20 protein-coding genes and 1 tRNA gene are annotated in these 23,734 nt (G+C 42.8%); 17 read left to right on the top strand and 4 right to left on the bottom strand.

The features are described 5' to 3' along the window. Positions 1-9 precede the first annotated feature (9 nt). Together JMY05_RS00445 and JMY05_RS00450 are read right to left on the bottom strand one after the other, a co-directional pair. Entirely contained in the window at positions 10-1,473 is a 1,464-nt protein-coding gene (locus tag JMY05_RS00445) for a tyrosine-type recombinase/integrase (protein ID WP_045446545.1), read from the bottom strand. Between the two features lie 172 nt (positions 1,474-1,645). Continuing rightward, positions 1,646-1,722: transfer RNA gene (locus JMY05_RS00450), tRNA-Arg, on the bottom strand. A 358-nt stretch (positions 1,723-2,080) separates the two neighbouring features. Here JMY05_RS00450 and JMY05_RS00455 point away from each other — a divergent pair. From JMY05_RS00455 to JMY05_RS00480, 6 genes are all read left to right on the top strand, one after another. After that, entirely contained in the window at positions 2,081-2,713 is a 633-nt protein-coding gene (locus tag JMY05_RS00455; RefSeq protein WP_109591522.1) for a c-type cytochrome, read from the top strand. 232 nt (positions 2,714-2,945) lie between these two features. Next, positions 2,946-3,908 carry an ABC transporter ATP-binding protein gene (locus JMY05_RS00460; protein ID WP_201613896.1) on the top strand — a complete coding sequence of 321 codons (963 nt, stop codon included), beginning with the start codon at positions 2,946-2,948 and terminating at the stop codon, positions 3,906-3,908. A gap of 29 nt (positions 3,909-3,937) precedes the next feature. Beyond that, positions 3,938-4,711: an ABC transporter permease gene (locus JMY05_RS00465; RefSeq protein ID WP_045446727.1), complete on the top strand. Its 774-nt coding sequence runs from the start codon at positions 3,938-3,940 to the stop codon at positions 4,709-4,711. 63 nt (positions 4,712-4,774) lie between these two features. After that, positions 4,775-5,599, top strand: a complete 825-nt coding sequence (locus tag JMY05_RS00470; protein WP_045446548.1) for a hypothetical protein — start codon at positions 4,775-4,777, stop codon at positions 5,597-5,599. A 63-nt stretch (positions 5,600-5,662) separates the two neighbouring features. Further along, positions 5,663-6,547, top strand: coding sequence for an NADPH-dependent 7-cyano-7-deazaguanine reductase QueF (gene queF / locus JMY05_RS00475; protein ID WP_201613897.1), 885 nt, complete (start codon positions 5,663-5,665; stop codon positions 6,545-6,547). A gap of 82 nt (positions 6,548-6,629) precedes the next feature. Then, on the top strand, positions 6,630-7,031 hold the full coding sequence (locus tag JMY05_RS00480) for a lysozyme inhibitor LprI family protein (RefSeq protein ID WP_045446550.1): 402 nt from the start codon (positions 6,630-6,632) through the stop codon (positions 7,029-7,031). A gap of 87 nt (positions 7,032-7,118) precedes the next feature. Here JMY05_RS00480 and JMY05_RS00485 read toward each other — a convergent pair whose 3' ends face one another. Beyond that, positions 7,119-8,837 (bottom strand): proline--tRNA ligase, encoded by a 1,719-nt coding sequence (locus tag JMY05_RS00485; RefSeq protein WP_045446553.1) that lies wholly within the window; start codon positions 8,835-8,837, stop codon positions 7,119-7,121. Between the two features lie 569 nt (positions 8,838-9,406). On the opposite strand from JMY05_RS00485, the gene JMY05_RS00490 reads away from it, so the two are divergent. Both JMY05_RS00490 and JMY05_RS00495 read left to right on the top strand, forming a co-directional pair. Then, positions 9,407-10,144, top strand: a complete 738-nt coding sequence (locus tag JMY05_RS00490; protein WP_045446556.1) for a DUF4230 domain-containing protein — start codon at positions 9,407-9,409, stop codon at positions 10,142-10,144. A gap of 170 nt (positions 10,145-10,314) precedes the next feature. Next, entirely contained in the window at positions 10,315-10,476 is a 162-nt protein-coding gene (locus JMY05_RS00495) for a hypothetical protein (RefSeq protein WP_201613898.1), read from the top strand. A 96-nt stretch (positions 10,477-10,572) separates the two neighbouring features. Here JMY05_RS00495 and JMY05_RS00500 read toward each other — a convergent pair whose 3' ends face one another. Further along, positions 10,573-12,255, bottom strand: coding sequence for a cryptochrome/photolyase family protein (locus tag JMY05_RS00500; RefSeq protein ID WP_201613899.1), 1,683 nt, complete (start codon positions 12,253-12,255; stop codon positions 10,573-10,575). A gap of 210 nt (positions 12,256-12,465) precedes the next feature. Between JMY05_RS00500 and JMY05_RS00505 the strand changes: the two genes are divergently transcribed. The 9 genes from JMY05_RS00505 to JMY05_RS00545 all read left to right on the top strand — a co-directional run bounded on the left by JMY05_RS00505 (position 12,466) and on the right by JMY05_RS00545 (position 23,708). Next, positions 12,466-13,149, top strand: coding sequence for a phosphoribosylanthranilate isomerase (locus JMY05_RS00505; RefSeq protein WP_045446559.1), 684 nt, complete (start codon positions 12,466-12,468; stop codon positions 13,147-13,149). Between the two features lie 101 nt (positions 13,150-13,250). Continuing rightward, entirely contained in the window at positions 13,251-14,525 is a 1,275-nt protein-coding gene (gene trpB / locus JMY05_RS00510; RefSeq protein WP_227678058.1) for a tryptophan synthase subunit beta, read from the top strand. 129 nt (positions 14,526-14,654) lie between these two features. Continuing rightward, entirely contained in the window at positions 14,655-15,479 is an 825-nt protein-coding gene (gene trpA, locus JMY05_RS00515; protein ID WP_201613901.1) for a tryptophan synthase subunit alpha, read from the top strand. 269 nt (positions 15,480-15,748) lie between these two features. Continuing rightward, positions 15,749-16,711, top strand: coding sequence for an acetyl-CoA carboxylase, carboxyltransferase subunit beta (accD, locus tag JMY05_RS00520; protein WP_201615304.1), 963 nt, complete (start codon positions 15,749-15,751; stop codon positions 16,709-16,711). Positions 16,712-16,945: 234 nt separating this feature from the next. Next, complete coding sequence (gene folC, locus JMY05_RS00525) at positions 16,946-18,349, top strand: bifunctional tetrahydrofolate synthase/dihydrofolate synthase (RefSeq protein WP_045446565.1); 1,404 nt, start codon at positions 16,946-16,948, stop codon at positions 18,347-18,349. 258 nt (positions 18,350-18,607) lie between these two features. After that, positions 18,608-19,798 (top strand): SPOR and LysM peptidoglycan-binding domain-containing protein, encoded by a 1,191-nt coding sequence (locus JMY05_RS00530; RefSeq protein ID WP_201613903.1) that lies wholly within the window; start codon positions 18,608-18,610, stop codon positions 19,796-19,798. Between the two features lie 298 nt (positions 19,799-20,096). Further along, the gene (locus JMY05_RS00535) at positions 20,097-20,627 is read left to right on the top strand and encodes a DUF2726 domain-containing protein (protein ID WP_045446569.1); all 531 of its coding nucleotides are present in this window, start codon (positions 20,097-20,099) and stop codon (positions 20,625-20,627) included. A gap of 243 nt (positions 20,628-20,870) precedes the next feature. Next, positions 20,871-22,328 (top strand): hypothetical protein, encoded by a 1,458-nt coding sequence (locus JMY05_RS00540; RefSeq protein ID WP_201613905.1) that lies wholly within the window; start codon positions 20,871-20,873, stop codon positions 22,326-22,328. Positions 22,329-22,445: 117 nt separating this feature from the next. Then, entirely contained in the window at positions 22,446-23,708 is a 1,263-nt protein-coding gene (locus JMY05_RS00545) for a DUF5723 family protein (protein WP_201613906.1), read from the top strand. Positions 23,709-23,734 lie beyond the last annotated feature (26 nt).

Raw genomic sequence — 23,734 nt, forward strand, 5'->3', positions numbered from 1 at the left:
ACATACTAATTATATTTGTTTGGCAAGCTGCGCCAATAACTCAGGTGATACGCCTTGCGCTTTCAAACTATTTATCAAAATATCTTTATCTTGCAGTGCAATGTCAGTCGCTTGCTGGTTCCTACTATTCATTTCTTTAGTGACTTCGTCAGGTGTTAATAAGTCAAAGCTAATCCCTTTGTCAGCTCGTAAATCATCTAGATAATTTGCCCATTTATTCATCATCATTTGACGCTGTGCTAAATGTGCTGACAGATCATAACGCTTTTTGACGCTCGATTGCTCAAGGTGCGCTAACTGTATTTCGATGATGCTTTCGGAGAATTGCAGTTCGTATAATCCAGTGCTGGCAAGCTGTCTAAATCCATGACCTGTCATTTTAGGGTAGGGATCACCACTATAGCCCATTCTATTCAACGCCTGATTGAACCATGCTTCACTATATGGCTTGTTTGACTCAAAGTTATAGAAAACATAGCCAGTACTTTCTGTTAGTGGCCTTAAGCTTTCAATAATTGCCATTGCTTGGGATGACAACGGGATAATGTGATCTTGACGCATTTTCATTTTATGAGCTGGTACACGCCAAACGCTTTTATGATAATCAATCTCTGACCACTCAAAAAACCTCAATTCTTTAGTCCTAACAAAACATAGCGTCATTAGCTGTAAGCCAGCGACAGTTTGTTGATGACCGTTTGGATGATTTTCTATATAGCTGTCAATATTTCGAAGTAGTTCAGGGAATTGGTGCTGCTCAACGGCTTTCATGCGCTCAGCTTTATGAGGTCGTAATGCTTTATTACGTCCGCTGGCAATGTTAACAATGTCATAGCCTAGCGTGTTGATAGCATAGTCAAATATGGAGCTGATAAGTCCCATGCATTTATGAGCGGTTTCAGAGGTATGTTTGCCTTGCTGCTCAAAAGTAGCTTGAATGGCAAGTCCTGTCTTAATAATATCTTGCGCGGTGATTGCACCAACAGGATATTCACCTATATGCTTTAAAATATGGTTATCTAGAAACCCTTGCAGCTTTTGCACGTTCTTTGATGTAGTTTTTGATTTTTCTGACATATAGCTTTTAGCTATGACTTCGAATAAATCTTTTTGTTCGTAGCTGTTTTTATGTCTGTTCTTATGCTCGTTGGGATCGATACCATCATTAATTAGTTTTTTGGCACTATCACGCTCAAGCCTTGCTTGTTTCAAAGAAACTTCGGGCTTAAAATTAGTATCTATCACTTGCGAGGAAAACTTGTAAGTACCTATATGATAAGTTTTTTGCTTTGGCTCAATATCTTTGTCAGATTGGTAGCGATAAGACATTACCCAATAAAGCGAACCTTTAGGATCATGAATTAAGGAGAGGCTGTCACCGTCACTATGTCTGGTGCGTTTAGTAGGTGCTGACTGTTTGGCTATTGCTTTTACACCATTGTCAGTTAGTAGATAGTTTTTGCGCTTATTCATCATCACACCTCTAAGAGTCATAGAATAGCAATGTTGTGTATGTACAACACTATGTACAACATTCTATAGGTGCTACTAGGTAATGACAAGTTATATCAAAAGACATAAAGCGACTAATATAAAGGGGTTTAAAGGTTTTTGGTAATACTAGGGAAGGCTGTAATATGATGATTGGTGCGCTCGGCGGGAATCGAACCCACGACCCTCGGCTTCGGAGACCGATACTCTATCCAACTGAGCTACGAGCGCATAATAACAACGGCGTACGGTATTATCAACATCATGCCTAAACGAGCGTTATGAGCAGTAAAGATGTTGAAAAATAAAGACCGCTTAGTCTAACAAATAAAATCCATAAAGCCAATGAATGAAGACAGTGATTGATGTTTTTTAAGAAAAAACAGGATAGTCATTAAACAGGCATGGCAATCTACCTGCCTTTTCCCTTATAATGACAGGGAGAATTCATATTTATAATCACCGATTACAAGTGTGCTAGTACGCGGGATGGCTGTTTGCTATTGATAACTATTTGGTTGTCAAAGGAGGACAAGCAGAATGTCTGAGCCGTATAAGCCTTTGTATATGTAATAAGAGAACGTGACGAATGAGAAAAGTAGTTATGTTATCGGCAGCTGCCATTCTAGGAATCGCTAGTATCGCGGTGAGCCAAGCTGAAAGTGTTGTAGATACTCCTGTAACTGTTTCTGATGTAGCAGCAGCGCAGGAAGTGGTAGCAAATGCGCCTGAGCAGTTGGGTGATGATACCCAAGCTGCTGCAGATACGACTGATGGCGAGGCACCTGCCGCAGAAACTGCCGCTGCCGCACCTGCAGTTGATGAAGAGCCTATTCCGCAAGATACGCCGCAAGTGCAAAAGCTGATTGCTTTGTATCCTAACTTAATTGCTCGCATTCAGCCAGTTGCTAAAGTGTGCTTTGAAGACGATGAAGTTTGTGATGTGACGGCACGCGCCGCTGGCCCAGCAGCGGGTGACGGCCCTCGTGATGGCAAAGCAGTATACAACGCGGTATGTCAGACTTGTCATGCGGCAGGTCTACTTGGCTCGCCAATCTTAGGTGACGCTGGTGCATGGGGACCACGTATCTCCAAGGGTAAAGAAACATTATATACTCATGCTATCAATGGTTTTAACGCCATGCCTGCTAAAGGTGGTGCTGATATCCCTGATGAGGAAGTTCAAAACGCTGTCGATTATATGGTTGGTGAAGCAAGCTAATTGTATTGAATATCTGGCTAAGCCTTTTACCCTATATATCAGTGGAGCGCCTATTTCATTAAATGAGATAGGCGCTTTTTTAATGATGAGTATTATCAATACGGTACTTCTAAGGCATTACAGTTGAAATCCACCGACACTAGCCTCACTTTATGACATTACACAGTCTCTTCTGTCTATTTATATTCTAAAAACGATTTTACATAAATTTATAACCAATAAAGAGGTTTTCATGTCTGAGGTACCAGCACTTGCTATCCAGAATTTATCCAAAACCTATAGTAATGGGTTTTCGGCACTCAAAGATGTCAGTTTAACCGTCCCGCAAGGAGGTTTTTTTGCGTTGCTGGGGCCAAATGGTGCTGGTAAATCAACCATGATTGGTATTATTAGCTCGCTTTTTAAACCAACCACTGGCAGCGTAAAGATCTTTGGCACCGACTTACTAGAGAATCCGTCTGTTGCTAAACAGTATCTTGGTATCGTCCCACAAGAGTTTAATTTTAATATGTTCGAAAAAGTCGAAGATATTTTGATTACACAGGCCGGTTACTTTGGTATTCCTGCCAAAGAAGCACGCCCACGGGCAAAACGATTATTAATGGCGCTAGGTCTGTGGGAGAAGCGCAATAGCAAGTCACGTGAGCTATCAGGTGGTATGAAGCGCCGGTTGATGATTGCAAGGGCGCTGATTCATAAGCCAAAATTATTGATTTTGGATGAGCCAACCGCTGGGGTAGATATCGAGTTACGCCGCTCTATGTGGGAGTTTATGCAGCAGATTAATATCGAAGAAAACACCACGATTATTCTGACGACTCATTATCTTGAAGAAGCGGAGCAGCTGTGCAAACGCATTGCAATTTTGGATCATGGTGAAATTCGTATTAATACTGAGATGAAGGACTTGCTAGCGCAGCTATCGGTTGAGACTTTTGTTTTTGATTTGGAGACACCGCTTACGCGTCAATTGGTTTTGACAGGAGTGACAGACACATCGCAGCCTGATGATCAGACGCTTGAAGTCACACTGACTGAAGGCGAATCGTTGAATGGTGTTTTTGACCAGTTATCGGCGCAAGGTATCACGGTAGCCAGTATGCGTAATAAAGCAAATCGACTGGAAGAGCTATTTATGCGTTTAGTAGACAAAAATATCCAAAGTGCAGACAGCATGAAGGAGGCAGGATTGTGAGTCAAGAAATGATAGATCCTAATAAAACCATGTCATGGAATAAAAAGTGGATTGCTTTTCGCACCATTTTATTAAAAGAGGTTCGCCGAATTCTGCGTATTTGGCCACAGACCTTGCTGCCACCAGTTATTACGATGAGTCTCTATTTTGTCATCTTCGGTAAGATGATTGGCTCGCGTGTGGGTGAAATGGGCGGCGTACCATACATGCAGTTTATCGTGCCTGGCCTCATTATGATGTCGATTATTACCAACAGTTACTCCAATGTGGTATCGAGCTTCTTTAGTGCCAAGTTCACCTCCAGTATCGAGGAGTTGTTGGTTTCGCCAGTTTCCAAACATGCGATTTTAATGGGTTATATCAGTGGGGGTATCTTTCGTGGACTGGCCATTGGTATCATCGTCTCAATAGTCGCACTATTCTTTACTGACCTTGGCATTGAGCATTTATTTGTGACGGTATTTACCGTACTGGGTACGTCTATCTTATTTTCACTTGGTGGCTTTATCAACGCCGTGTTTGCTCGCTCATTTGATGATATTTCTATCATTCCAAGTTTTGTGCTTACGCCATTGACTTATCTAGGTGGTGTGTTCTACTCGATGGAAAACTTGTCACCATTTTGGCAAAATATTTCGCTATTAAATCCTATCGTTTATATGGTGAACTCGTTCCGTTACGGTATTCTCGGTTATTCTGATGTGAATGTCTGGTATTCGATGGCCGCTATTTTTGTCTTCTGTGCGGTATTCTATACCATCGCCTATCGTTTACTCAGTAATGGCTCACGTGTGCGCTTGTAGATTAGTTTGTAAAATGTAGCTTGTCACCTTATTATAAGAGTCCAACATTGTTGGGCTTTTTTTATGCAAAAAATTTCAATAAGGCATAAGCTTTTGATAATAGCGGTATTAAGTGGCTTTTCCAATGCTGCTATTGCGGCATCGTTTGCTAATATGGATGATTATGTTTGGGAGACTATAGAAGCGCCTATTTATCCTAACTGGGGTAAGGATTGCAATAGTGAGGATGAGCGGATTTATCAAGATTGCTTAGATAAAAGCTTGATGATTTATAATCAAGACCTCATCGAAAAACTACAACTATCAAAATATATTTCTCGTCAGCTAAACCAGACCACTATTACGATACCCAGTCATGAATCTCCCATCATATTGACCGATAAGCCTGTACAAGACGAAAACGGGGATGGCCTTAGATATGTTTATCTTATAAATAGCTATGATAAAAATAAAAACTGGCTTTATCTATCTGGACAAGTCTATGAAACTAATAACACAGTATTGGTTGATCTAAACACGGGTGTTATACAAGAGTTTGAAGGATCGCATTTGACATTTTCACCAGACATGACTTATGCAGCTACGGTTAAAGTTGAGTTTCCAGAAGAAGAAGAGGTTATCATTTGGAGGAAGGACAAGTACGGTAGCTATCAGTATGATAAAAACAATATGGATTATGGAAATTTTCGGCAACATTTCAAGTTTTATGACAGTCGGAAGTATAGTCCAATGCCTTATAGTGCAAAGCTTGAATGGGTTACCAATGATAGCTTATTGGTAGATTTTTATTTTAATATGAATGAGCATGACACTATTGCTTATCGAGTACGATTTAATTATGTGAAGACAGAGCCCACATCAGACTGGCAAATGATTCCCATAAAATAGCCCATTGCTGTAAAATGACTGGTTTTTATTTCATTATATTTAAGCATGAAAGGTAAGTAACTTATGAGTATTCACGGTATTTTGGGTGAAAAAACCACTGACTATCCAACCGAGTATAGTCCAGAGACCTTGTATCCTATCGCTCGCAGTATGGGTCGCGATGTCATTGGCTGGCAAGACGATAAGTTAATGGTTGGCATCGATTGGTGGCAGGCATTTGAGATGTCTTGGTTAAATCAACAGGGTATCTCGCAGGTTGCGATAGCACGCTTTGGTATTCCGGCCAGCTCGCCATTTATCGTTGAATCAAAGTCACTTAAGCTTTATCTAAACAGTATCAACTTTACTGAATTCGCTAGTTGGGCAGAAGTACACAGGCTGATTGCTAAAGACTTATCAGCCTGTGTACAAGCAGAAGTACAAGTTGAGTTGTTTGGCTTAAATGACGACTTGCATAATAAGACATCAGGGTTATTGGTGGCTCAACCTGAGGGTGTTTGTATTGATGACGCGCTTGCTAATACTAGCGAAAAAGTCGCATTGTGTGAGCATCCTGATGCGTCATTGCTAAGTATTGATAAAGATTTAAACAGTAGCTCTATTTTAGAGAATACTGGCACTGAGCCTTATACTTTTTATTCTAATTTGCTGCGTAGTAACTGTCCGGTGACCAATCAACCAGATTGGGGAACGTTGGCAGTATCGATTATGACGGATAAGCCCATTAATACGGCTAATATACTGCGTTATATTTTAAGTTTCCGTCAGCACAATGGTTTTCATGAGCAATGTGTCGAGCAGATATTTGCTGATCTGAGTCGATATTATGAGCCAAGTGAGCTGATGGTTCGCGCTTGGTATACACGCCGAGGCGGTATCGATATCAACCCTTGCCGTGTGAGTGATATAACCTTGCTACCTAAACCAAGTCGTTTGATTCGCCAGTAGATTTGGTGCTTGCTCATACTCATCAAATGCGTTTATATACTCATATAGGTAGATGTTATTTTGCTTTGACTCGGAGGTATATATGAAAGGCGCCACTGGTTTTTTGACGGTGCTAGCGGCAGCTGCTTTGTCTATTTCTCTCATGCAATCGGCACAAGCGGAGTTTATTGAAAATCAATATAACTGTGAAAATGCTTATATGGAAGTGGCTTATGATTGTGGTAACGATGCGATTGTAGTCGAAAAAAATCGCCTTAATAAAATTTATATGAGTGCTTATCGTACTTTGAATACGACACAACAACAGCGCTTGGATAAAGAACAGCGTATATGGTTAAAGGATCGTAATGATAAGTGTGACTTTGAATATGACGGTCCAATGAATAATTCTGTGGTATACGCCCAGATTAGCGCTAATGTTTGCACCGCTAATGAGACACAGAAACGCAGTAAGGTCATTGCTAAAAGATATAATATTAAGTAGTTTTTTTTAGCTATATTACACGCGAAAAAGCGCCTATCTCATTTAATGAGACAGGCGCTTTTTATGGCACAGTTTTAACGAGTAAAACTATTTGCCGCTTACTATTGCAATGACTTCTTCACGGCTTAGCATTTGCTTTTCTGTCTCACGGCGATTGACGTATTCGTACTTGCCTTCAGCCAAGTTACGGTCTGAAACCACGATACGATGTGGAATACCAATCAATTCTAGATCAGCAAACTTAACACCTGGACGCTCGTTACGATCATCAAGAAGCACATTGATGCCTTGTGCTTTTAACTCTTCATAGAGTGCCGTCGCTGTCTGCATGACGGTCTCTTCTTTTGACTTCATCGGGATGATAGCGACTTCAAAAGGAGCGATTGAATCATTAACCGTTGGCGTTTGTGGCCACATGATACCGTTTTCGTCGTTGTTCTGTTCGATAGCAGCGGCAATGATACGGCTCACACCAATACCGTAGCAGCCCATCATTAGGGTCACAGGCTTACCATCTTCACCAGATACGGTAGCATTTAACGCTTGCGAGTACTTATCACCCAACTGGAAGATATGACCGACCTCGATACCACGTTTGATTTTTAGGCTGCCTTTACCATCAGGAGAAGGGTCGCCTTCCTGCACATTGCGTACATCAACGACACGAGTAATGCTCGCATCACGCGCCCAGTTCATACCAGTGGTGTGTTTATTGACTTCATTGGCACCGCATACAAAGTCTGACAAAGTTGCTGCCGAACGATCAACGAAGACAGGCATATCCAAATTAACGCCAATATAGCCTTTATGCAGACCAGCAGCTTTCAGTTCTTCATCAGAAGCCATTGTCAGCGGTACATTGGCCTCTTCGATTTTCTCAGCTTTGATCGTATTTAGCTGATGATCACCGCGTAATACGATAGCAATAAGCTGTGGCTCATCATTTTCGGTATGACCATGGACGATTAATGTTTTGACCGTCGTTTCTAATGGTAAGCCTAAATGTTCAGCAACCATTTTACAGCTGGTCATATTTTCCGTCAGGACGTCTTCGCGTTCCATTTTCGGTGGCTGACGCTCAGCTGTGCTCACTGATTCGGCAAGCTCAACGTTGGCTGCATAATCAGAAGAATCAGAGAAGGCAATATCATCTTCGCCGCTGTCTGCTAAGACATGAAATTCGTGTGAAGCAAAACCACCAATAGAACCAGTATCCGCTTGTACCGCACGGAAATCTAAACCCAAACGGGTAAAGATACGCGTATAAGCGTCATACATATCATGGTAAGTCTTGGCGAGTGAGGCTTGGTCAACGTGGAACGAATAAGCATCTTTCATGGTAAATTCGCGTGCGCGCATCACACCAAAACGTGGACGAATCTCATCACGGAATTTGTTCTGAATTTGGAAAAAGGTGATTGGTAATTGTTTATAACTACGCAGCTCGCCTTGCGCCAGATTGGTGATGACTTCTTCATGCGTCGGACCAAGCACAAAGTCGCGATCATGACGATCTTTGAAGCGCAACAGCTCAGGACCATAATCGTTAAAGCGTCCGGTCGTTTGCCAAAGCTCGGCAGGCTGGGTCATCGGCATGAGCACTTCTTGCGCACCAACTTCTTGCATCTCTTCACGAACAATACGTTCGACTTTTTGCAAGATACGTAGCCCCATGGGCAACCAAATATATAACCCAGAAGCAATCTTTCGAATAAGACCGGCACGCACCATCAATTGGCTTGAGGCGATATCGGCATCACTTGGGGTTTCTTTTAGAGTGGCAAATAAAAATTGACTGGCTTTCATAAATAAAGCGTAACCTTATCAACGATAAAATAAATAAGAAATAGTAGGATATTGAGCGTGTGCTTTGATGGCCGACGCAAGCTTACCTTTGTATCACTTGGTAATAGTCTAGGACATGCCTAGCTAAAAAGTACTGCGACAAACAGTACATGAATAGAAAGTGCGTTCATAAAACGCCTTACAAAAAGGCTGGAACTTTTCATTTTGTATTAAAACGTTGATGTTGGCAGCGTCATACTTTACGCATAAAGACCAGAAAAATAGATGTACGCCAACATTTTGCTTATACAATCTGACTATGTTAGGTAAAGTTAGCCTAAGACGCAATGACTTTTTGTTTTTTCAGACAGAACGTGACTTAAACGTGACTTAAACGAGCAAATGAGGTCAATACAACTCGATTATTTACCAGTTTTTAGAGTATTTATAGTAAATGGTAGCGCTAGTCATTATGTAGCGTATTGGTAGTTATTACTTGAAGTTGCTGCTCAAAAGTAGCATTTATCATTTAGACAGTTATTTGTTATACGTTTAATAAAAATAAATGATAAAACTCTGAGGGTGTTTATATGAATAATCCTGACAATCGATCTCCTGTTAATAATGATGCGACTCACTCACAAGCGAAAAAACCCATTGCGATGATGTCGTGGATGATATTGCTCATCGGTTTAGCAGCTATCGTTTTTGCTATTTATAGTGTGCAGAATATAACCAAGGAAGAGCCGATAGAAACCATTACTCGTGAAGGCGTGGTCACACAAATTCAAAAGTTAAATCGTTTGGAAACGGTGGCGTTCAGTGTCGATACCGTCATTACCAGTCAACGTCCTGGCAGTTGGATGAAGCTGTGGCAAGACGAGCAAAAGGGTTTGTTTATCGCGCGCGGACGAGTGGAGGCGGGGATTGATTTAAGTGCACTTACCCCTGAGATGGTACAAGTGGTGCAGCCTGATAATAATATAAATGAGGTACAAGAAGCGGGTGCTAATACGCCAGTCTCAATGATGCCGCAAATTAATATTACCATCCCACCATCAGAGATATTTTCAGTTTATCTAGACGATATCGAGATTTATGATTGGCAGACGGGTGCTTTTGGCATGATGCAAGTCGATCCAAAAATATTGCAACAAGCCCAAAGTATGGCAAAAAAAGAAGTGCTCGAACGCGCTTGTCGCGGTGATGTCATGAATATGGCACTAGAAAATGCGCAAACCCAACTGCAACAGCTATTTTCGTTAACTGGCGCAGTTGTGACGGTAACGACTCAAGGTGCAGGCGCGTGCCAGATGCCAGTAAAATAATGCATACATAATTTTATTAGAGCCATAGACTAGATAATCATACGTTAGCTTATTAATTGGAAACACTTAAAGTAACGCCATTTATATTGTATAGTAGAGCTTATCTATTATTCATAATGAACTTATGAATTATCGTTGGTAATATAACCCTACATAAAAAGGTGGCGTATATGACAACTCTTAATAATAAACCGTCTTCTGACTCTGAACGTCAGCTTAATAAGCGTCCTAAAACGAAAGAATCGCTTTCTTTTGCGACATGGGTGTTATTAATTATAAGCTTCACTTTATTAGCCTATGCCTTATACATTATCCAAACTCGTATCTTGTAAACTCTAGCTGATACTAGGAAGGGTAGATAATGTGATTAAAATACAATAGCTGACACTTTTAGTAAATTGAGGTTTTAGTGTTGATGTAATGCGTCGCTATTTTTTAAATTCAGCAATCGCTAATTGGCGAGCCGCTTTATGTTCGACCATCGGTAATGGGTAATCAATATCAGCAAACTTACCGCCCTTTGCCAGTGCTTGACGCATTTTATCCTCGCTATGCAAGATGGTGGTAGGAATGGCTTTTAGCTCAGGCAGCCACGTCTTGATAAATTCGCCATCGGTATCGTGGGTTTTGGCTTGGCTAAAAGGGTTCATAATGCGAAAGTAAGGTGCAGAGTCGGTGCCAGTCGACGCGCTCCATTGCCAACCCCCATTATTAGACGCAAAGTCACCATCTATCAGCTGCTGTATAAAATAACGCTCACCTAAGCGCCAATCAATCAATAAATCCTTGGTCAAAAACATCGCCGTGACCATCCGTAAGCGATTGTGCATAAAGCCCGTCGCATTCAGGCAGCGCATTGCCGCATCGACTAACGGCAGGCCAGTTTTACCTATGCACCATGCCTCAAAATCGTCTTGATTATATGACCAGTTAATTTTGACATCAGTCTCATGTTTATAAGCTTGATGGCGAATCAGCTCGGGCTTATAGTCTAAAACATGGCGATAGAAATCTCGCCAAGCCAGCTCACTTATCCAGCGGTTAATGTCGTTATTATCAGTGTTGTTAAAGCTATCCCCGCTGTCTAAGTTGTCACCGTCATTCCCATGTAATTCTCCCAGTGCTTTGCTTAATTGTAGGGTAGCTTGTAAGTAGCAAAGTCTGGGGCTGATTGCGCCAATAGTCAGGTAGGCAGATAGGTGACTGGTCGCGTGTAAGCTTGGCACATCGCGACTGATATCGTAGTTATCAATATCCTCAGCGATGAAGTCCTCTAAACGCTGGCAAGTTGCATCTTCGCCAGCAGGGTAGGCTGCCCGAGCGTGTTCAAGCTGTACGTCTATATCAATGTGCTCTAATAAACCAGCATTTTGCAGTGCCTTTTGATAATCTTCGACTACTTCTTTACTTACTCTTTCTATATCTTCGATAGTAGCACTGGCGTTTGAGACTTCTAATTTGACTTTAGTGTTGCCATTTATGGCGGATGCCTCATGCATTTGTATGGTGCTAATATCCAAGGTATGCCGCCATTTTTTATAAAATGGGGTAAACACCTGATACATGCTGTCATCGTTCGTGGTGATGGTTTGTGGTGGCAAGATACATTGATCATGCCAGCGGATAAATTCTATATCGTTGTTTGCAAGCTGTTTGGTTAATTGCTCATCACGCTTAATCTCATTGCCTTCGTACTCGTGATTTGCCATAACAGTGCTGATCTGGTTCTCGCTACAGATATCTAGAATCGCCTCAACACAGTCAGAAAAGCTTGGACAGAGCTGTACTGTTAAGTGGATATTTAATTGCGTTTGCAGAGATTTGGCTAGAATAGGCAAGGTGCGTGCGATATGGTCGAGCTGTGTCAGCGACATATCATGTGCTTGCCATTGTTCAGGCGTCACGAAGTAAATAGCGCTTACTGAGGCGTTATCCGCATTTGCCTGCTCGCAAAGCGCAGCTAGCGCGGTATTATCATGAACTCGCAGGTCACGACGAAACCACATTAAATAATGTGCTGGATTTACGCTAGTGGCATCGTCGTTATTGTTGACACTGCTTGTTTCGGTGCTATCTGTGCTATGAGACGTTTCCGCCGCCGTTTTAGACATTCAACTATCCCTCTATTAATCAATCGCAATCATAAACAAAACTGGTAATAAAAGTATGCTAGGATAAGTTTTTGGATGCAATGGATTTACCATTCAATTAACAAATCCTCATATTTACGCTTTAGCGTTGGCAATTGACGTTTACTTGCCGTCAATGTAGCGAAGACAGTCTAATAATGTCGTACTGAGTATTATATCTAAGGTCACATCATGCACGTTAAGTTTTGCGGATTTACCCAGCCTAATGATATTAAACTTGCCGCCCAGTTGGGTGTTGATGCGGTTGGCTTGGTATTTTATCCGCCCAGTCCACGCGCTGTTACTATCGAGCAGGCGCAATCGTTAAGTGCGTCTTTGCCAGCTTTTATAAGTATAGTGGCTCTAGTGGTGAATATGCCGCGCGCAGAGCTGATAGAATTAGCGAATCAGGTCGCTTTTGATATCATTCAATTCCATGGTGATGAAACACCAGAGCAATGTGCGCAGCTGGCCAGTGCGGTCAATAAACGCTGGATAAAAGCGCTGCGTATCAATGCTGACCAACACACCGCTGCTAGCGTAAGTGCCGAGATTAATGAGTTTGCCGCCGCTGGCGCGAACAGTATCTTATTGGATGCTTATCATCCCCATAAATATGGCGGCACAGGGGCACGTTTTGATTGGAGTCTGCTACCGCAAGACAGCTCGCCACCTATTATTTTAGCGGGCGGACTGGATGCCGATAATGTCGCTGCCACTTTAGACTTGCCTATTTATGCGGTCGATGTCAGCGGTGGGATTGAGTCTGACAAAGGCAAAAAAGACGCTGCCAAAATGCGTGCCTTTATGAAAGCGGTAAAACGCGACCGATGGCAAAATGAGACGCTTGGCGAACCTTCGAATATCAGTAACTAGTTTTTTATCCGTGAATTTTTATCCGTTAAATAGCTAATTACTTGGAAAAATTTCCCCCTTATTTATCTTAAAAAATACCACTTATTATAGTAGGAATTATCATGAGTCATGTCGCGAGCAAAGATCTATCTACCACTGCAAAAGCCATCAACACCTTTACCAATCCGACAAACGTTCAAGACTTTAACCAATACCCTGATGCGCGCGGACATTTTGGTGTCCACGGTGGTCGTTTCGTCTCTGAAACGCTGATGGCCGCATTGGAAGAGCTTGAAACCTTATATACCAAAGTAAAAGCTGACCCTGCATTTTGGGAAGAATATCATAATGACTTGGTCAATTATGTCGGTCGTCCAACCCCGCTTTATCATGCCAAGCGTCTCAGTGATGAGATTGGTGGCGCACAAATTTACTTTAAGCGTGAGGATTTGAACCATACTGGCGCCCATAAAGTGAATAACACCATTGGGCAGGCACTACTTGCCAAAATGTGTGGTAAGAAGCGTATTATCGCTGAGACCGGTGCAGGTCAACATGGTGTTGCGACGGCAACGATTGCCGCGCGCCTAGGTTTAGAATGTATTGTTTATATGGGCGCTGATGATGTCGAGCGCCAAAAGATGAACGTTTATCGTATGCGTTTGCTAGGTGCGACCGTTGTACCAGTGACTTCAGGTTCGCGCACGCTTAAGGACGCGATGAACGAAGCAATGCGTGATTGGGTCACCAATGTCGATAGCACTTATTATATTATCGGTACGGTTGCAGGCCCGCATCCTTATCCGCTACTGGTGCGTGATTTCCAAGCGATTATCGGTAAAGAAGCGCGTATCCAGCATTTAGAAAAAACGGGCAAATTACCAGATGCCTTGGTTGCTTGTGTTGGCGGTGGTTCAAACGCGATTGGTCTATTCTTTGATTTCCTAAACGATACTGAAGTCAAAATGTATGGCGTTGAAGCAACGGGTGACGGCATTGAAACCGGTCGTCATTCTGCACCACTAGCCGCTGGTCGTATAGGTGTCTTACATGGTAACCGTACCTATCTGATGGCAGACGATGAGGGTCAAATTCAAGAGACGCACTCTATCTCAGCGGGACTTGATTATCCTGGCGTCGGTCCTGAGCATAGCTTCTTAAAAGATATGAAGCGCGTTGAATATGTGGGTTGTACCGATAAAGAGTCGTTGGCAGCCTTCCATGAGGCCACGCGTAAAGAAGGTATTATCCCTGCGCTTGAATCTGCTCATGCCGTTGCTTATGCGCTTAAACTGGCTAAAACGATGACTCCTGAGCAAACCATTATCGTCAATATGTCAGGGCGTGGTGACAAAGATTTGCATTCAGTGATGAAAGCTGAAGGGATTGAGTTGTAGTGGCCTCTATTTTTATAAGCTATTTTACGATTTATCCATTATAAGAAAAATTGCTTAACACCCTTTGTTTAATATTGATTCTTAAATAAAGGGTTAACTAGGCCAGTTTATAATAATCAAGAGAACACTATGACCAGAATTGAAAGCACTTTTGAAACCCTAAAAGCCCAAAATAAAAAAGCCCTGATTCCTTATGTAATGGCAGGCGATCCTAATCCAAGTAACTTCGTTGGCTTGCTACATGACCTAGTGAAGCACGGCGCGGATATGATCGAAGTAGGCTTACCGTTCTCCGACCCGATGGCAGATGGCCCAGTCGTCGCTTTAGCTGGAGAGCGTGCATTAGCCGCAGGTACGAGTACACGTGATGCCCTAAAAATGGTTGCAGAGTTCCGTCAGCAAGACACGCAGACGCCGATTATCCTCATGGGTTACCTCAATCCTGTTGAAATCATCGGTTATGATAACTTTGTCGCGCTATGTGAGCAGTCAGGTGTCGATGGTATTTTGATGGTTGATTTACCACCAAGCGAGGCGGGCAGTTTTACCCAGCATTTGACTGACCATGCGATGAATGAAATTTTCTTATTGTCACCAACCACTTTACCTGAGCGCTGTGAGCAAGTATTGACCCATTGCGGTGGTTATATTTATTATGTGTCATTAAAAGGCGTGACGGGTTCGGCAACGCTTGATACTGATGATGTTGCGACTCAAGTGCAAGCGATTAAAGCAGCGACTGATTTGCCAGTATGTGTGGGTTTTGGTATTCGTGATGCGGCTTCTGCCAAAGCGATTGGAGCGCATGCCGATGGTATTATCGTCGGTAGTGCCTTAGTTCAAAATTTTGCTGACATAGATGCAAATGATAGCACTGCGGTTGCCGCCGCTCAGCAAAAAATCATGGCAAAAATGGATGAGCTACGCGGTGCACTTGATAGTTTAAGTGTCTGAGTTAAATAAAGTTAAATTATCGTCACTTAAATCGTCATGGCAATACGAATAACAATGTTTATAAAGACAGGGTTAAATGACTTTGCTAAAGTTAGTTTACGTGTGTAAACTAACATCACATATAAATTGTTACAGTTTCACGTAAGCGTGCCTTATAACTGCGCTTTATAGCTGCGAAAGTTATGAGAATATGTGACGATTAAACTGATCCTTATAAATCGATTCTTAGGGACAAGCGCATGAGCCAGCTTGTCGATAAGCCTTTGATAATGGCGAATAATATGACTGATACGATAATAAAACCTGATATGACGACTCCGAACCATACTGAAAAAAGTAACGCTGAGCCAAACGGTAATACTGCTGGGCAATCGTGGTTTAATCGCCCGATACCGGGTATTAAACAGCAACTGACAGCGCCTTTGACGGCAGTAGAGACCGAACCGTCAACCAAGTGCAGTAATTGTCATTCGATGATTACCAATACGGCGCTTATTTTTAACTGCTATGTTTGCCCGCATTGTGATCATCATTTACCGATGAGTGCTCGTGAGCGCTTAAACTGGTTGCTCGATCAAGTAGACGGTGAGCTTGGACAACAATTTACTGCCAAAGATCCGCTAAGGTTTGTGGATAGTAAGCCGTATCCGCAGCGTATGATAGAAGCACAAGATAAGACAGGCGAGTCTGAGGCGCTGATTGTACTGTATGGCAAGCTGCGCAATCTTGATGTAGTGACTTGTGCCTTTGACTTCCGCTTTATGGGCGGTTCTATGGGCTCAGTGGTTGGCGATCGTTTTGTCCAAGCAGCTGAGAAAGCACTGGCAGACAAAGTGCCTTTAGTTTGCTTTGCTGCCTCCGGCGGCGCACGTATGCAAGAAGGTTTACTGTCTTTAATGCAGATGGCTCGTACTGCTGCAGCGATTGAGCGTTTGAGAATTGCTGGCGTGCCGTATATCGTGATATTGACCAATCCTGTTTATGGCGGTGTGACTGCGTCGCTCGCTATGTTAGGTGATATTCATTTAGCAGAACCAAAAGCCATGATTGGCTTTGCTGGTAAGCGCGTGATTGAGCAAACGGTTCGTGAGACGCTAGAAGAGCCGTTCCAGCGTGCCGAGTTCTTGTTAGAGCACGGTGTGGTCGATGAAGTGGTGCATCGTCATCAAATGATTGATACTATTTATCGCCTGCTGGCAAAGTTAAGCCGCATGCCTAATGTTGATGCCTAACTTGCTCATCAGCTTGACTAATGGATAACTGAGTTTAATATTCCGTACGACTTATGCTTAGTAGCATGCTCAATTTTGCTTACAGAGTAAAACCAATCAATAGCATTTATCGTCAACAGCGGTAAATGCTATTTTTGCTTTTTGGACAGGTAGTTATATACTGTCTGTACTTTCTTAATGAATGCTTTCTCATTGACCATTTTTTATTCAAATATTTCAATATAGGCTGTGTCCATGTCCGACTCTCTACTTTTTAACCCTAACACTCCCAAAAAGCATTCTAGCTTGACCGAATGGCTCGATTATATGCAGCAGATTCATGTATCGGCAATAGACATGGGGTTGTCGCGAGTTTTGCCAATTGCCGAGGCGTTAGGCGTGGTACAGTCAGCCAAAGACGATGCTTATGTATTTACGGTGGCAGGCACCAATGGTAAAGGCTCAACGACGGCTGTCATCGCGCAGATGTGCCAAGCAGCAGGCTATAAAACGGCTCTGTATCAATCACCGCATCTAAGTTTATTTAATGAGCGCGTGCGTATCAATGGCGAGATGGTCAGTGACGAGACGTTAATTGAAGCCTTTAATAAAGTAGAAGCCGCACGATTAAAATGTGATTTAACCTTGTCCTTTTTTGAGATGACCACACTTGCCGCATTATTAATATTTGCCGAAGCGGATTGTGATGTTTGGGTGTTAGAAGTCGGTCTGGGTGGGCGCTTAGATGTGGTCAATATCATCGATGCTGATATGGCAGTGATTACCAATATCGCTATCGATCATGTCGATTGGCTGGGTGACAATGTCGAAGATATTGGCCGTGAGAAAGCAGGTATCTTACGTGATGGTATCAGCGTGGTTTATGGTGCTACCGCGATGCCAGTCAGTGTGCAGCAAGCGATTGATAAGCATCAAGCAACTTGTTATCAAGTTGGGCAAGATTTTGATTATCGTGAAGTGGATGCAAGCGCTTGGCAATATAGCAATGCTGCGGTCACCATGCAATTACCGCGCCCAGCACTATCATTGACCAATACTGCCACTGCGTTATCAGCAGTGCTCGCAAGTTCGTTAAATGTCGATAGCACTGCTATCGAGCAAGCATTACAAACGGTAAGGCTCGCTGGTCGCTTTGATTATCGTGAGACCCACAATCGGCATTGGCTGTTTGATGTCGCGCATAACGAGCAAGGCGTTGAGTTTTTATTGGCGCAACTATTACCGCTTTGGCAACAGCATTCAGCCAATCAAAATAGCTCTGAGGCTCTCAATCAAAGCAGTAATCCAAATAGTAGCCAAAAAAATCAAACTACAGGAAAACCTGCCAGCATTAAAATGCTGTTTTCTATGTTGGGTGATAAAGATATCAATAAAGTCGTGCAGCATTTGACGATAGCGGGCTTACCGATTAGCGATTGGTATATCGCTGAGATTGATTATCCACGTGCCGCGAGCACCGAGCACTTGCAAGGTATCTTATCGAGCTATGTCGATGATGCTCAAATACACGAATTTAAACGTTTATCAGAAGCGACCGATGCGGTTATCAATGCCAGTCAGCCGCAAGACCTTATCGTGGTATGTGGCTCCTTTCATACGATCGGCGAGGCACTGGCAGCACTGGCGGTTGATAATTAACATTAAAATGGTACTTATTTAATGTTAATCTTAGCAGTAGCATGATGGCAGACAGTATGAAAAATATGCTTTATAATCAAAGTGATTTGGCAAGTTGCTTTATAATGGCATTAAACGCTTGGCATAACATTTAAAAACGGATGGACGCAACTGGTGGCAATGACACCTATCAAGGCTATTAAAACTATCTAAACACAGTTTTGAGACGACAGTTGCGCCGCTCAATCAACCTTATTACCAACTAAGAGACGTAAACGGATGAACTTTTCGAGACAAGCCTTATTGGGCATTGGGATGATTATCGGCGGTAGCGTGATGCTATACGCCATGGTGCAACAGATTGGTGATAGTAATGAACCACAACCAGCGTCAGCAATGGTAGATAAGCCAAGCCCTGAGCAAGAGTCTCCTCAGCCGCTGACGACGGATATCGAGACTGAAAAACGTATCTTGGCAGAAAAACAAAAAGAGCGTGCTGCTCGTGTGGCTGAACAAGAAAAACGTGCCCAGCAGTTCTTAACCGAACAAGAAGCCGCTGAGGCGGAAGCATTGGCAAAAGCCCGTGCAGAAAGTCAGCAGTATATGGCCAGTAGTGCGGCAGCTGCTGAAGAGAGTGATAAATCAGACGCGGAAAAAAATGATGCTACAGCACCAATAAAAAAGACTAGCGCTGCTGAGTCAGCTGAAAGTGAGACAAATACTGGCAACCAGCAAAAAGCTGCCCAAGCGCAACAAGAAGCTCAAAGGCAAGCGGCGATTAAAGAGCAGGCTGCCGCAAAGAAACTAGCAGACAGTAAAAAAGAAGCGGAAGCAAAAAGACAAGCGGAAGTTAAGAAACAAGCGGATGCTGCGGCTGAGAAAAAACAAGCGGCAGCAGAAGCGGCTAAGAATGAGCCACCAAAATCGCCTTCTGATTATCAAGTTAAAAGAGGAGATGGGCTGATTAAACTGGCGCGGCAATACAATATGCCAGTAGAAGTATTGGCACAAGCGAATAATCTGTCACCGTCGACATCGCTACAACTGGGTCAAAACATCACCATTCCATCACGTAAGCAGGTCGAGCGATTAGCACGTGAAGCGGCAGCGGCTGAGCAGGCACGTGAAGACAAGCGTCAGAAAGAAGAGGCTTTAGCCAAAAAATCAGCGGATGCTAAGCGTGAAGCACAGCAGAAACTCAGCGAAGCCCGTAAAGAAGTCAAAGAAACCGACGCCAAAGGCAGCTTTGGGGTGCAAGTAGCATTGGCAAACGATCAAGCCAAAGCGGATGAGCTGGCAAAGAAATTTAAATCCGCAGGCTACCAAGTTAAGACTAGCCCTACCAGCCGCGGGGTTCGCGTCATCGTCGGTCCTGAGCGCGGTAAAGTAGCGGCGTTAGCGTTAAAAGATAAAATCAATAGCGATCCCAAGGTCAATACGACCAGTGCTTGGGTTTTATACTGGCGCTAAAATAGTGTAAAAATCACTATAATCGGATGACTGTTATTGCTAAATAAACAGCAGAGTCTTGGTTAGATTTTATTGTTTTATCTGAGTTTTATTCAAACACGACATTTATTGTCGTGTTTTTTGTTTTAGTGTTTGCTGATTGGCGCAAGCTTAGCTACGATGTGCGCCGATTGCCCCTGATTTTTTCTGTATAACGGGTCAGCCTATAAGGGCTGCCCTGTCGCAGTTGAGTATGTATGTCACTTTATGGAAGTCGTCATACATATTTGGCTGCCTTAATCATGTATAAGGTAAAACCATGTCATTTGGTGTTATATTTTTAATATTGGCCGTTGGGTTTTTAGGGCTGATTACCGTACCAAAGCTGTTGAAAAGACCCCCAGTTGTTGAGCCTGATCCAAAGCCAGTACGCGGTGATGAGTTGGCTATTTGGCCGTTTGCGCCGATGCCGATTATGACGGATACGGAAGTCATTTTCTTTAATAAGCTAAAAAGTGCGTTGCCGGAATATCATATTTTCGTTCAAGTTCAACTGTCACGCATTATCGAAGGCAATAGCAGTGAGGCGTCCGAGCGTAGCTTTTGGTTCAATCGTATCTGTCGTCAAAGCGTCGATTATGTGATTGTGGATATTGATGCGCAGACCACGCTGGTTGCTATCGAGCTTGATGATTGGACACACACGAGTAAAGCGCGTCAAAAGGCGGATGACAAAAAAGACAAAGCCCTTGCTAGTGCCGGTATCGCTATTGTGCGCTTTCACGCTGAGCGCATGCCAAGCGCAGATATGCTCAGGTACGAGCTGATGCAAGTGATTGAAAATTATTGATAAAGTATCCTTGGTAGACAGTCAAGATTAGTCGCAACAACAGCATTTATTTTTTTGTGTAACATTGCTGTTATATTCGTTTACTTTATAGATAAGTTGTCTAAATAAGAGTATTATTATTTTAAAGCAAACTTAAGTTTTCTAAATTAAGAGGCGATTGTTTGAATTAAGGCATTATGTGCTTAATTGGATAAAGATTTTGGTGCTTCTCGTTTTTAAAATCACTCTATAAAGGACTGTGTTATGAAATTTTTTAAATTGAGCGCATTAGCGTTAGCCAGCACGTTAGCGTTAGTAGGCTGTGGTGATGACAACAATAATAGCTCTTCTGGTAATGGTACTAATACGCCAGATGTGCCAGTTAAGCCGCCTATCGATAATAGTTTGTCTGAAATCGAGCAAGCGAAAGAGATGATTCGTACCGCCAAGCTATTTGTCAGTGACAATAAAGCGGTTACAGATGCTTACGAAGATGTAAGTGATATCCTTACAGAAAAGCAAGATACACGTCTGGGTTATACCTTCGATATCCCAAGTGATCTAAAATACTATATGGAAGAGAATGATATATCACAGCTCACGGCAGCTGATATCTTAGCATTAGCCAATGATGCAAAATTTGAGGTCGCATTAGGCAATATCACTTTAACGCCCGAAAATGGTTTTGTCGCAACGCTAAGTACTGACGGTAAGTTTACCTTGAATGGTACAACCAAAGTAGATGTTGAAGAATACGATTATGTGTATAACCCACAAACAGGTTTGTACGGACCTGTTGTCGTCAATCAAGACAGTTTTAAGGTAGCATTTGATGGCTTTGAAGATGCGTTAAGCTCAAACACCAGTACAGATAACTTTAACGGCAGCTTGGGTTTCAAGAGTATTAACATTGGCACTGGCACTGATACCGTTACCCTCAACTCAAGTACTAAAGGCGCAACAGTCAGTGGTCAATTCAGTGATAAAGTCGTGGTCAATGATGAGTTTGATATCAATGATGCAAATAGAGAAGGCATCACGCTAGAAAAGGCGGTCATCAAATTAAGCAGCCTGAAGTTGACGGCTAATGATAGCGTGATTGAAGCAAAAGATTTTGAATTTGCCGCACTGGATGTCAGCAGAAAGCTAGCAGATAACAGTCTGGTGGTTAGAACAATCCCTTATAAGTTTGCTATAACGGGCAAGATGACCAAGCAAAAACCGATGACTGATGTAGAGATTACACTGAACGCGACTGCGAATGACGCTGATATAAAGAAATTTATCATAATCGATGAAGTCGGTGATATCGAAGAGGCCGCCAATAAATACGTAGGTATGGAAATAGTATTGGCGATTAAAGGCAAGGTAACGAAAGAGAGTACAACGACGATTCCACTTGATTTCCAAGCCAATCTTAAACGTACTGCTCGTAATGTTATTGAGCTACAAGGTCTGACTGCTAGCGTAGAGGGTAAGAAGCTATTTGTAACAGGTAAGTCAAGCTTAGATAATAACTATGATGTGGTTAGCACCCAGTTTACCGTTGAGCAAAATAAAGCATCGATCAAGTTAAATGTCGATGCCAATGGTGATTTTATCAAAGATAAAATGGGTAAGCTTGGCGATATCATGGTTAACGGTAAAGACTACGGTGATTTGATGGATAATGATGGCAAAGTTACTGCCAAATTTACTGATGACAGTTTAATTATTCTATAATCAAATCATGTGTCACATCGACTCTCAACCGTTGTTAGTAGCGATTGAGGTATAGCAACAAAAAAAGAGACAGATTACTGTCTCTTTTTTATGCTCTCTAATAAACGTGAGAAATTTATGCCATATAACGTTTCAATTCTCTATGGTTTTTTACCTAAAAGCTTAGCATCGCATTTATACAGCCGTACCAAGTTAATCACTACGCCAGCGATTGCCGCTATGATGATATCCAGCGCTGCGGTTGCTGATAGTGCAGATATACCAGCTGCTGATACGAATTTTTACTTCTACCCCCAAGCGACAGGGTTGCTAGACAGTCAGACCAAACAATCAGACGCACAGATAGAGTGGAGTGTGATGGCAACGGCTCATAGCCCAACACAGCCTATCTCAGCATTTTTAGACGATTGGAGTGCCCCTTTGGACTCGGGTGATCATGCTTATGCCCAAGGTCGGACGTCGCTTGAGATTCGTCCTGCGGGCAGTGCGATTAGCTACGGTCTAGGTTGGCGTTATGATTATTTAATGACGTTTAGCAAAGAGACTGCCGAAGTTTATTGGCAGTATGAAAATAAACAGCCCTCAAGTACCAGTCAAGATTATCCGTTATTTTTGGAAGCCAAGCACAATGAAAGATTCGGTGCTAATATTGGTCTGACGCAGCAGCTCATGCCTAACTGGCAATTGACGACTCGTGCCAATCTCTGGCAAGGACTGCATGCATTAGAAGGTAAGATAGTTGGCGATTTAAGCACCAGAGTGTTGCCAAATAATGAGGTGACAGACATACGAGACAGTTTGGATAAAACCAACGCTTACATCGATTATTACTATGATGAACCAGCTTTAGGGGAGGAAAACCTAGACTGGAACCCCGCGAAACCTTCGGGATATGGTTATTCGCTCGATTTGCAGCTCACAGGTCAGTTATCTGATAGTACGCAGTTGTCTCTGAGTGGCTACGATATCCTTGGACGCATGCGCTGGAAAGACATGCCAAGTACTCGTTATGCATTGGATTATGACGTCAACGGCAGACCTCTCTATACGATTGAAGGGCAGCTTAGTACTGACGATGTCACACAGACATTGCCATGGCGAGTGGAAGGTAGCCTTCAGCATCAGCTAGACAGTCAATGGCAGCTCGGTCTACATGGTCAAGTGAATGACATTCAAGACTTATATCAATTATCCGCAGGCTACCAAACGTCCAATGATGCTTTCCCCATTACGGTGACGGGCTTGATAGAGCCGCAAACGCAAGCATTGGGTCTCGCTGTTGACAGTCGTTATGCTGGCATCAAATTGCTGACCGACAGTCTCGATTCAGAAAAAGCCAAACGCAGTGAGATTAGCTTGTATGGACGCTATGCTTGGTAGCTTCATTGCATTGCATTAATAAAATA

The sequence above is a fragment of the Psychrobacter sp. JCM 18902 genome, assembly GCF_904846615.1.
Taxonomy (GTDB): domain Bacteria; phylum Pseudomonadota; class Gammaproteobacteria; order Pseudomonadales; family Moraxellaceae; genus Psychrobacter.

What these genes read in the sequence shown, in the direction of transcription:
- JMY05_RS00445 (WP_045446545.1), bottom strand. Translation starts at nt 1,473, where the DNA reads ATGAATAAGCGCAAAAACTATCTACTAACTGACAATGGTGTAAAAGCA.
- JMY05_RS00455 (WP_109591522.1), top strand. Translation starts at nt 2,081, where the DNA reads ATGAGAAAAGTAGTTATGTTATCGGCAGCTGCCATTCTAGGAATCGCT.
- JMY05_RS00460 (WP_201613896.1), top strand. Translation starts at nt 2,946, where the DNA reads ATGTCTGAGGTACCAGCACTTGCTATCCAGAATTTATCCAAAACCTAT.
- JMY05_RS00465 (WP_045446727.1), top strand. Translation starts at nt 3,938, where the DNA reads ATGTCATGGAATAAAAAGTGGATTGCTTTTCGCACCATTTTATTAAAA.
- JMY05_RS00470 (WP_045446548.1), top strand. Translation starts at nt 4,775, where the DNA reads ATGCAAAAAATTTCAATAAGGCATAAGCTTTTGATAATAGCGGTATTA.
- queF (WP_201613897.1), top strand. Translation starts at nt 5,663, where the DNA reads ATGAGTATTCACGGTATTTTGGGTGAAAAAACCACTGACTATCCAACC.
- JMY05_RS00480 (WP_045446550.1), top strand. Translation starts at nt 6,630, where the DNA reads ATGAAAGGCGCCACTGGTTTTTTGACGGTGCTAGCGGCAGCTGCTTTG.
- JMY05_RS00485 (WP_045446553.1), bottom strand. Translation starts at nt 8,837, where the DNA reads ATGAAAGCCAGTCAATTTTTATTTGCCACTCTAAAAGAAACCCCAAGT.
- JMY05_RS00490 (WP_045446556.1), top strand. Translation starts at nt 9,407, where the DNA reads ATGAATAATCCTGACAATCGATCTCCTGTTAATAATGATGCGACTCAC.
- JMY05_RS00495 (WP_201613898.1), top strand. Translation starts at nt 10,315, where the DNA reads ATGACAACTCTTAATAATAAACCGTCTTCTGACTCTGAACGTCAGCTT.
- JMY05_RS00500 (WP_201613899.1), bottom strand. Translation starts at nt 12,255, where the DNA reads ATGTCTAAAACGGCGGCGGAAACGTCTCATAGCACAGATAGCACCGAA.
- JMY05_RS00505 (WP_045446559.1), top strand. Translation starts at nt 12,466, where the DNA reads ATGCACGTTAAGTTTTGCGGATTTACCCAGCCTAATGATATTAAACTT.
- trpB (WP_227678058.1), top strand. Translation starts at nt 13,251, where the DNA reads ATGAGTCATGTCGCGAGCAAAGATCTATCTACCACTGCAAAAGCCATC.
- trpA (WP_201613901.1), top strand. Translation starts at nt 14,655, where the DNA reads ATGACCAGAATTGAAAGCACTTTTGAAACCCTAAAAGCCCAAAATAAA.
- accD (WP_201615304.1), top strand. Translation starts at nt 15,749, where the DNA reads ATGGCGAATAATATGACTGATACGATAATAAAACCTGATATGACGACT.
- folC (WP_045446565.1), top strand. Translation starts at nt 16,946, where the DNA reads ATGTCCGACTCTCTACTTTTTAACCCTAACACTCCCAAAAAGCATTCT.
- JMY05_RS00530 (WP_201613903.1), top strand. Translation starts at nt 18,608, where the DNA reads ATGAACTTTTCGAGACAAGCCTTATTGGGCATTGGGATGATTATCGGC.
- JMY05_RS00535 (WP_045446569.1), top strand. Translation starts at nt 20,097, where the DNA reads ATGTCATTTGGTGTTATATTTTTAATATTGGCCGTTGGGTTTTTAGGG.
- JMY05_RS00540 (WP_201613905.1), top strand. Translation starts at nt 20,871, where the DNA reads ATGAAATTTTTTAAATTGAGCGCATTAGCGTTAGCCAGCACGTTAGCG.
- JMY05_RS00545 (WP_201613906.1), top strand. Translation starts at nt 22,446, where the DNA reads ATGCCATATAACGTTTCAATTCTCTATGGTTTTTTACCTAAAAGCTTA.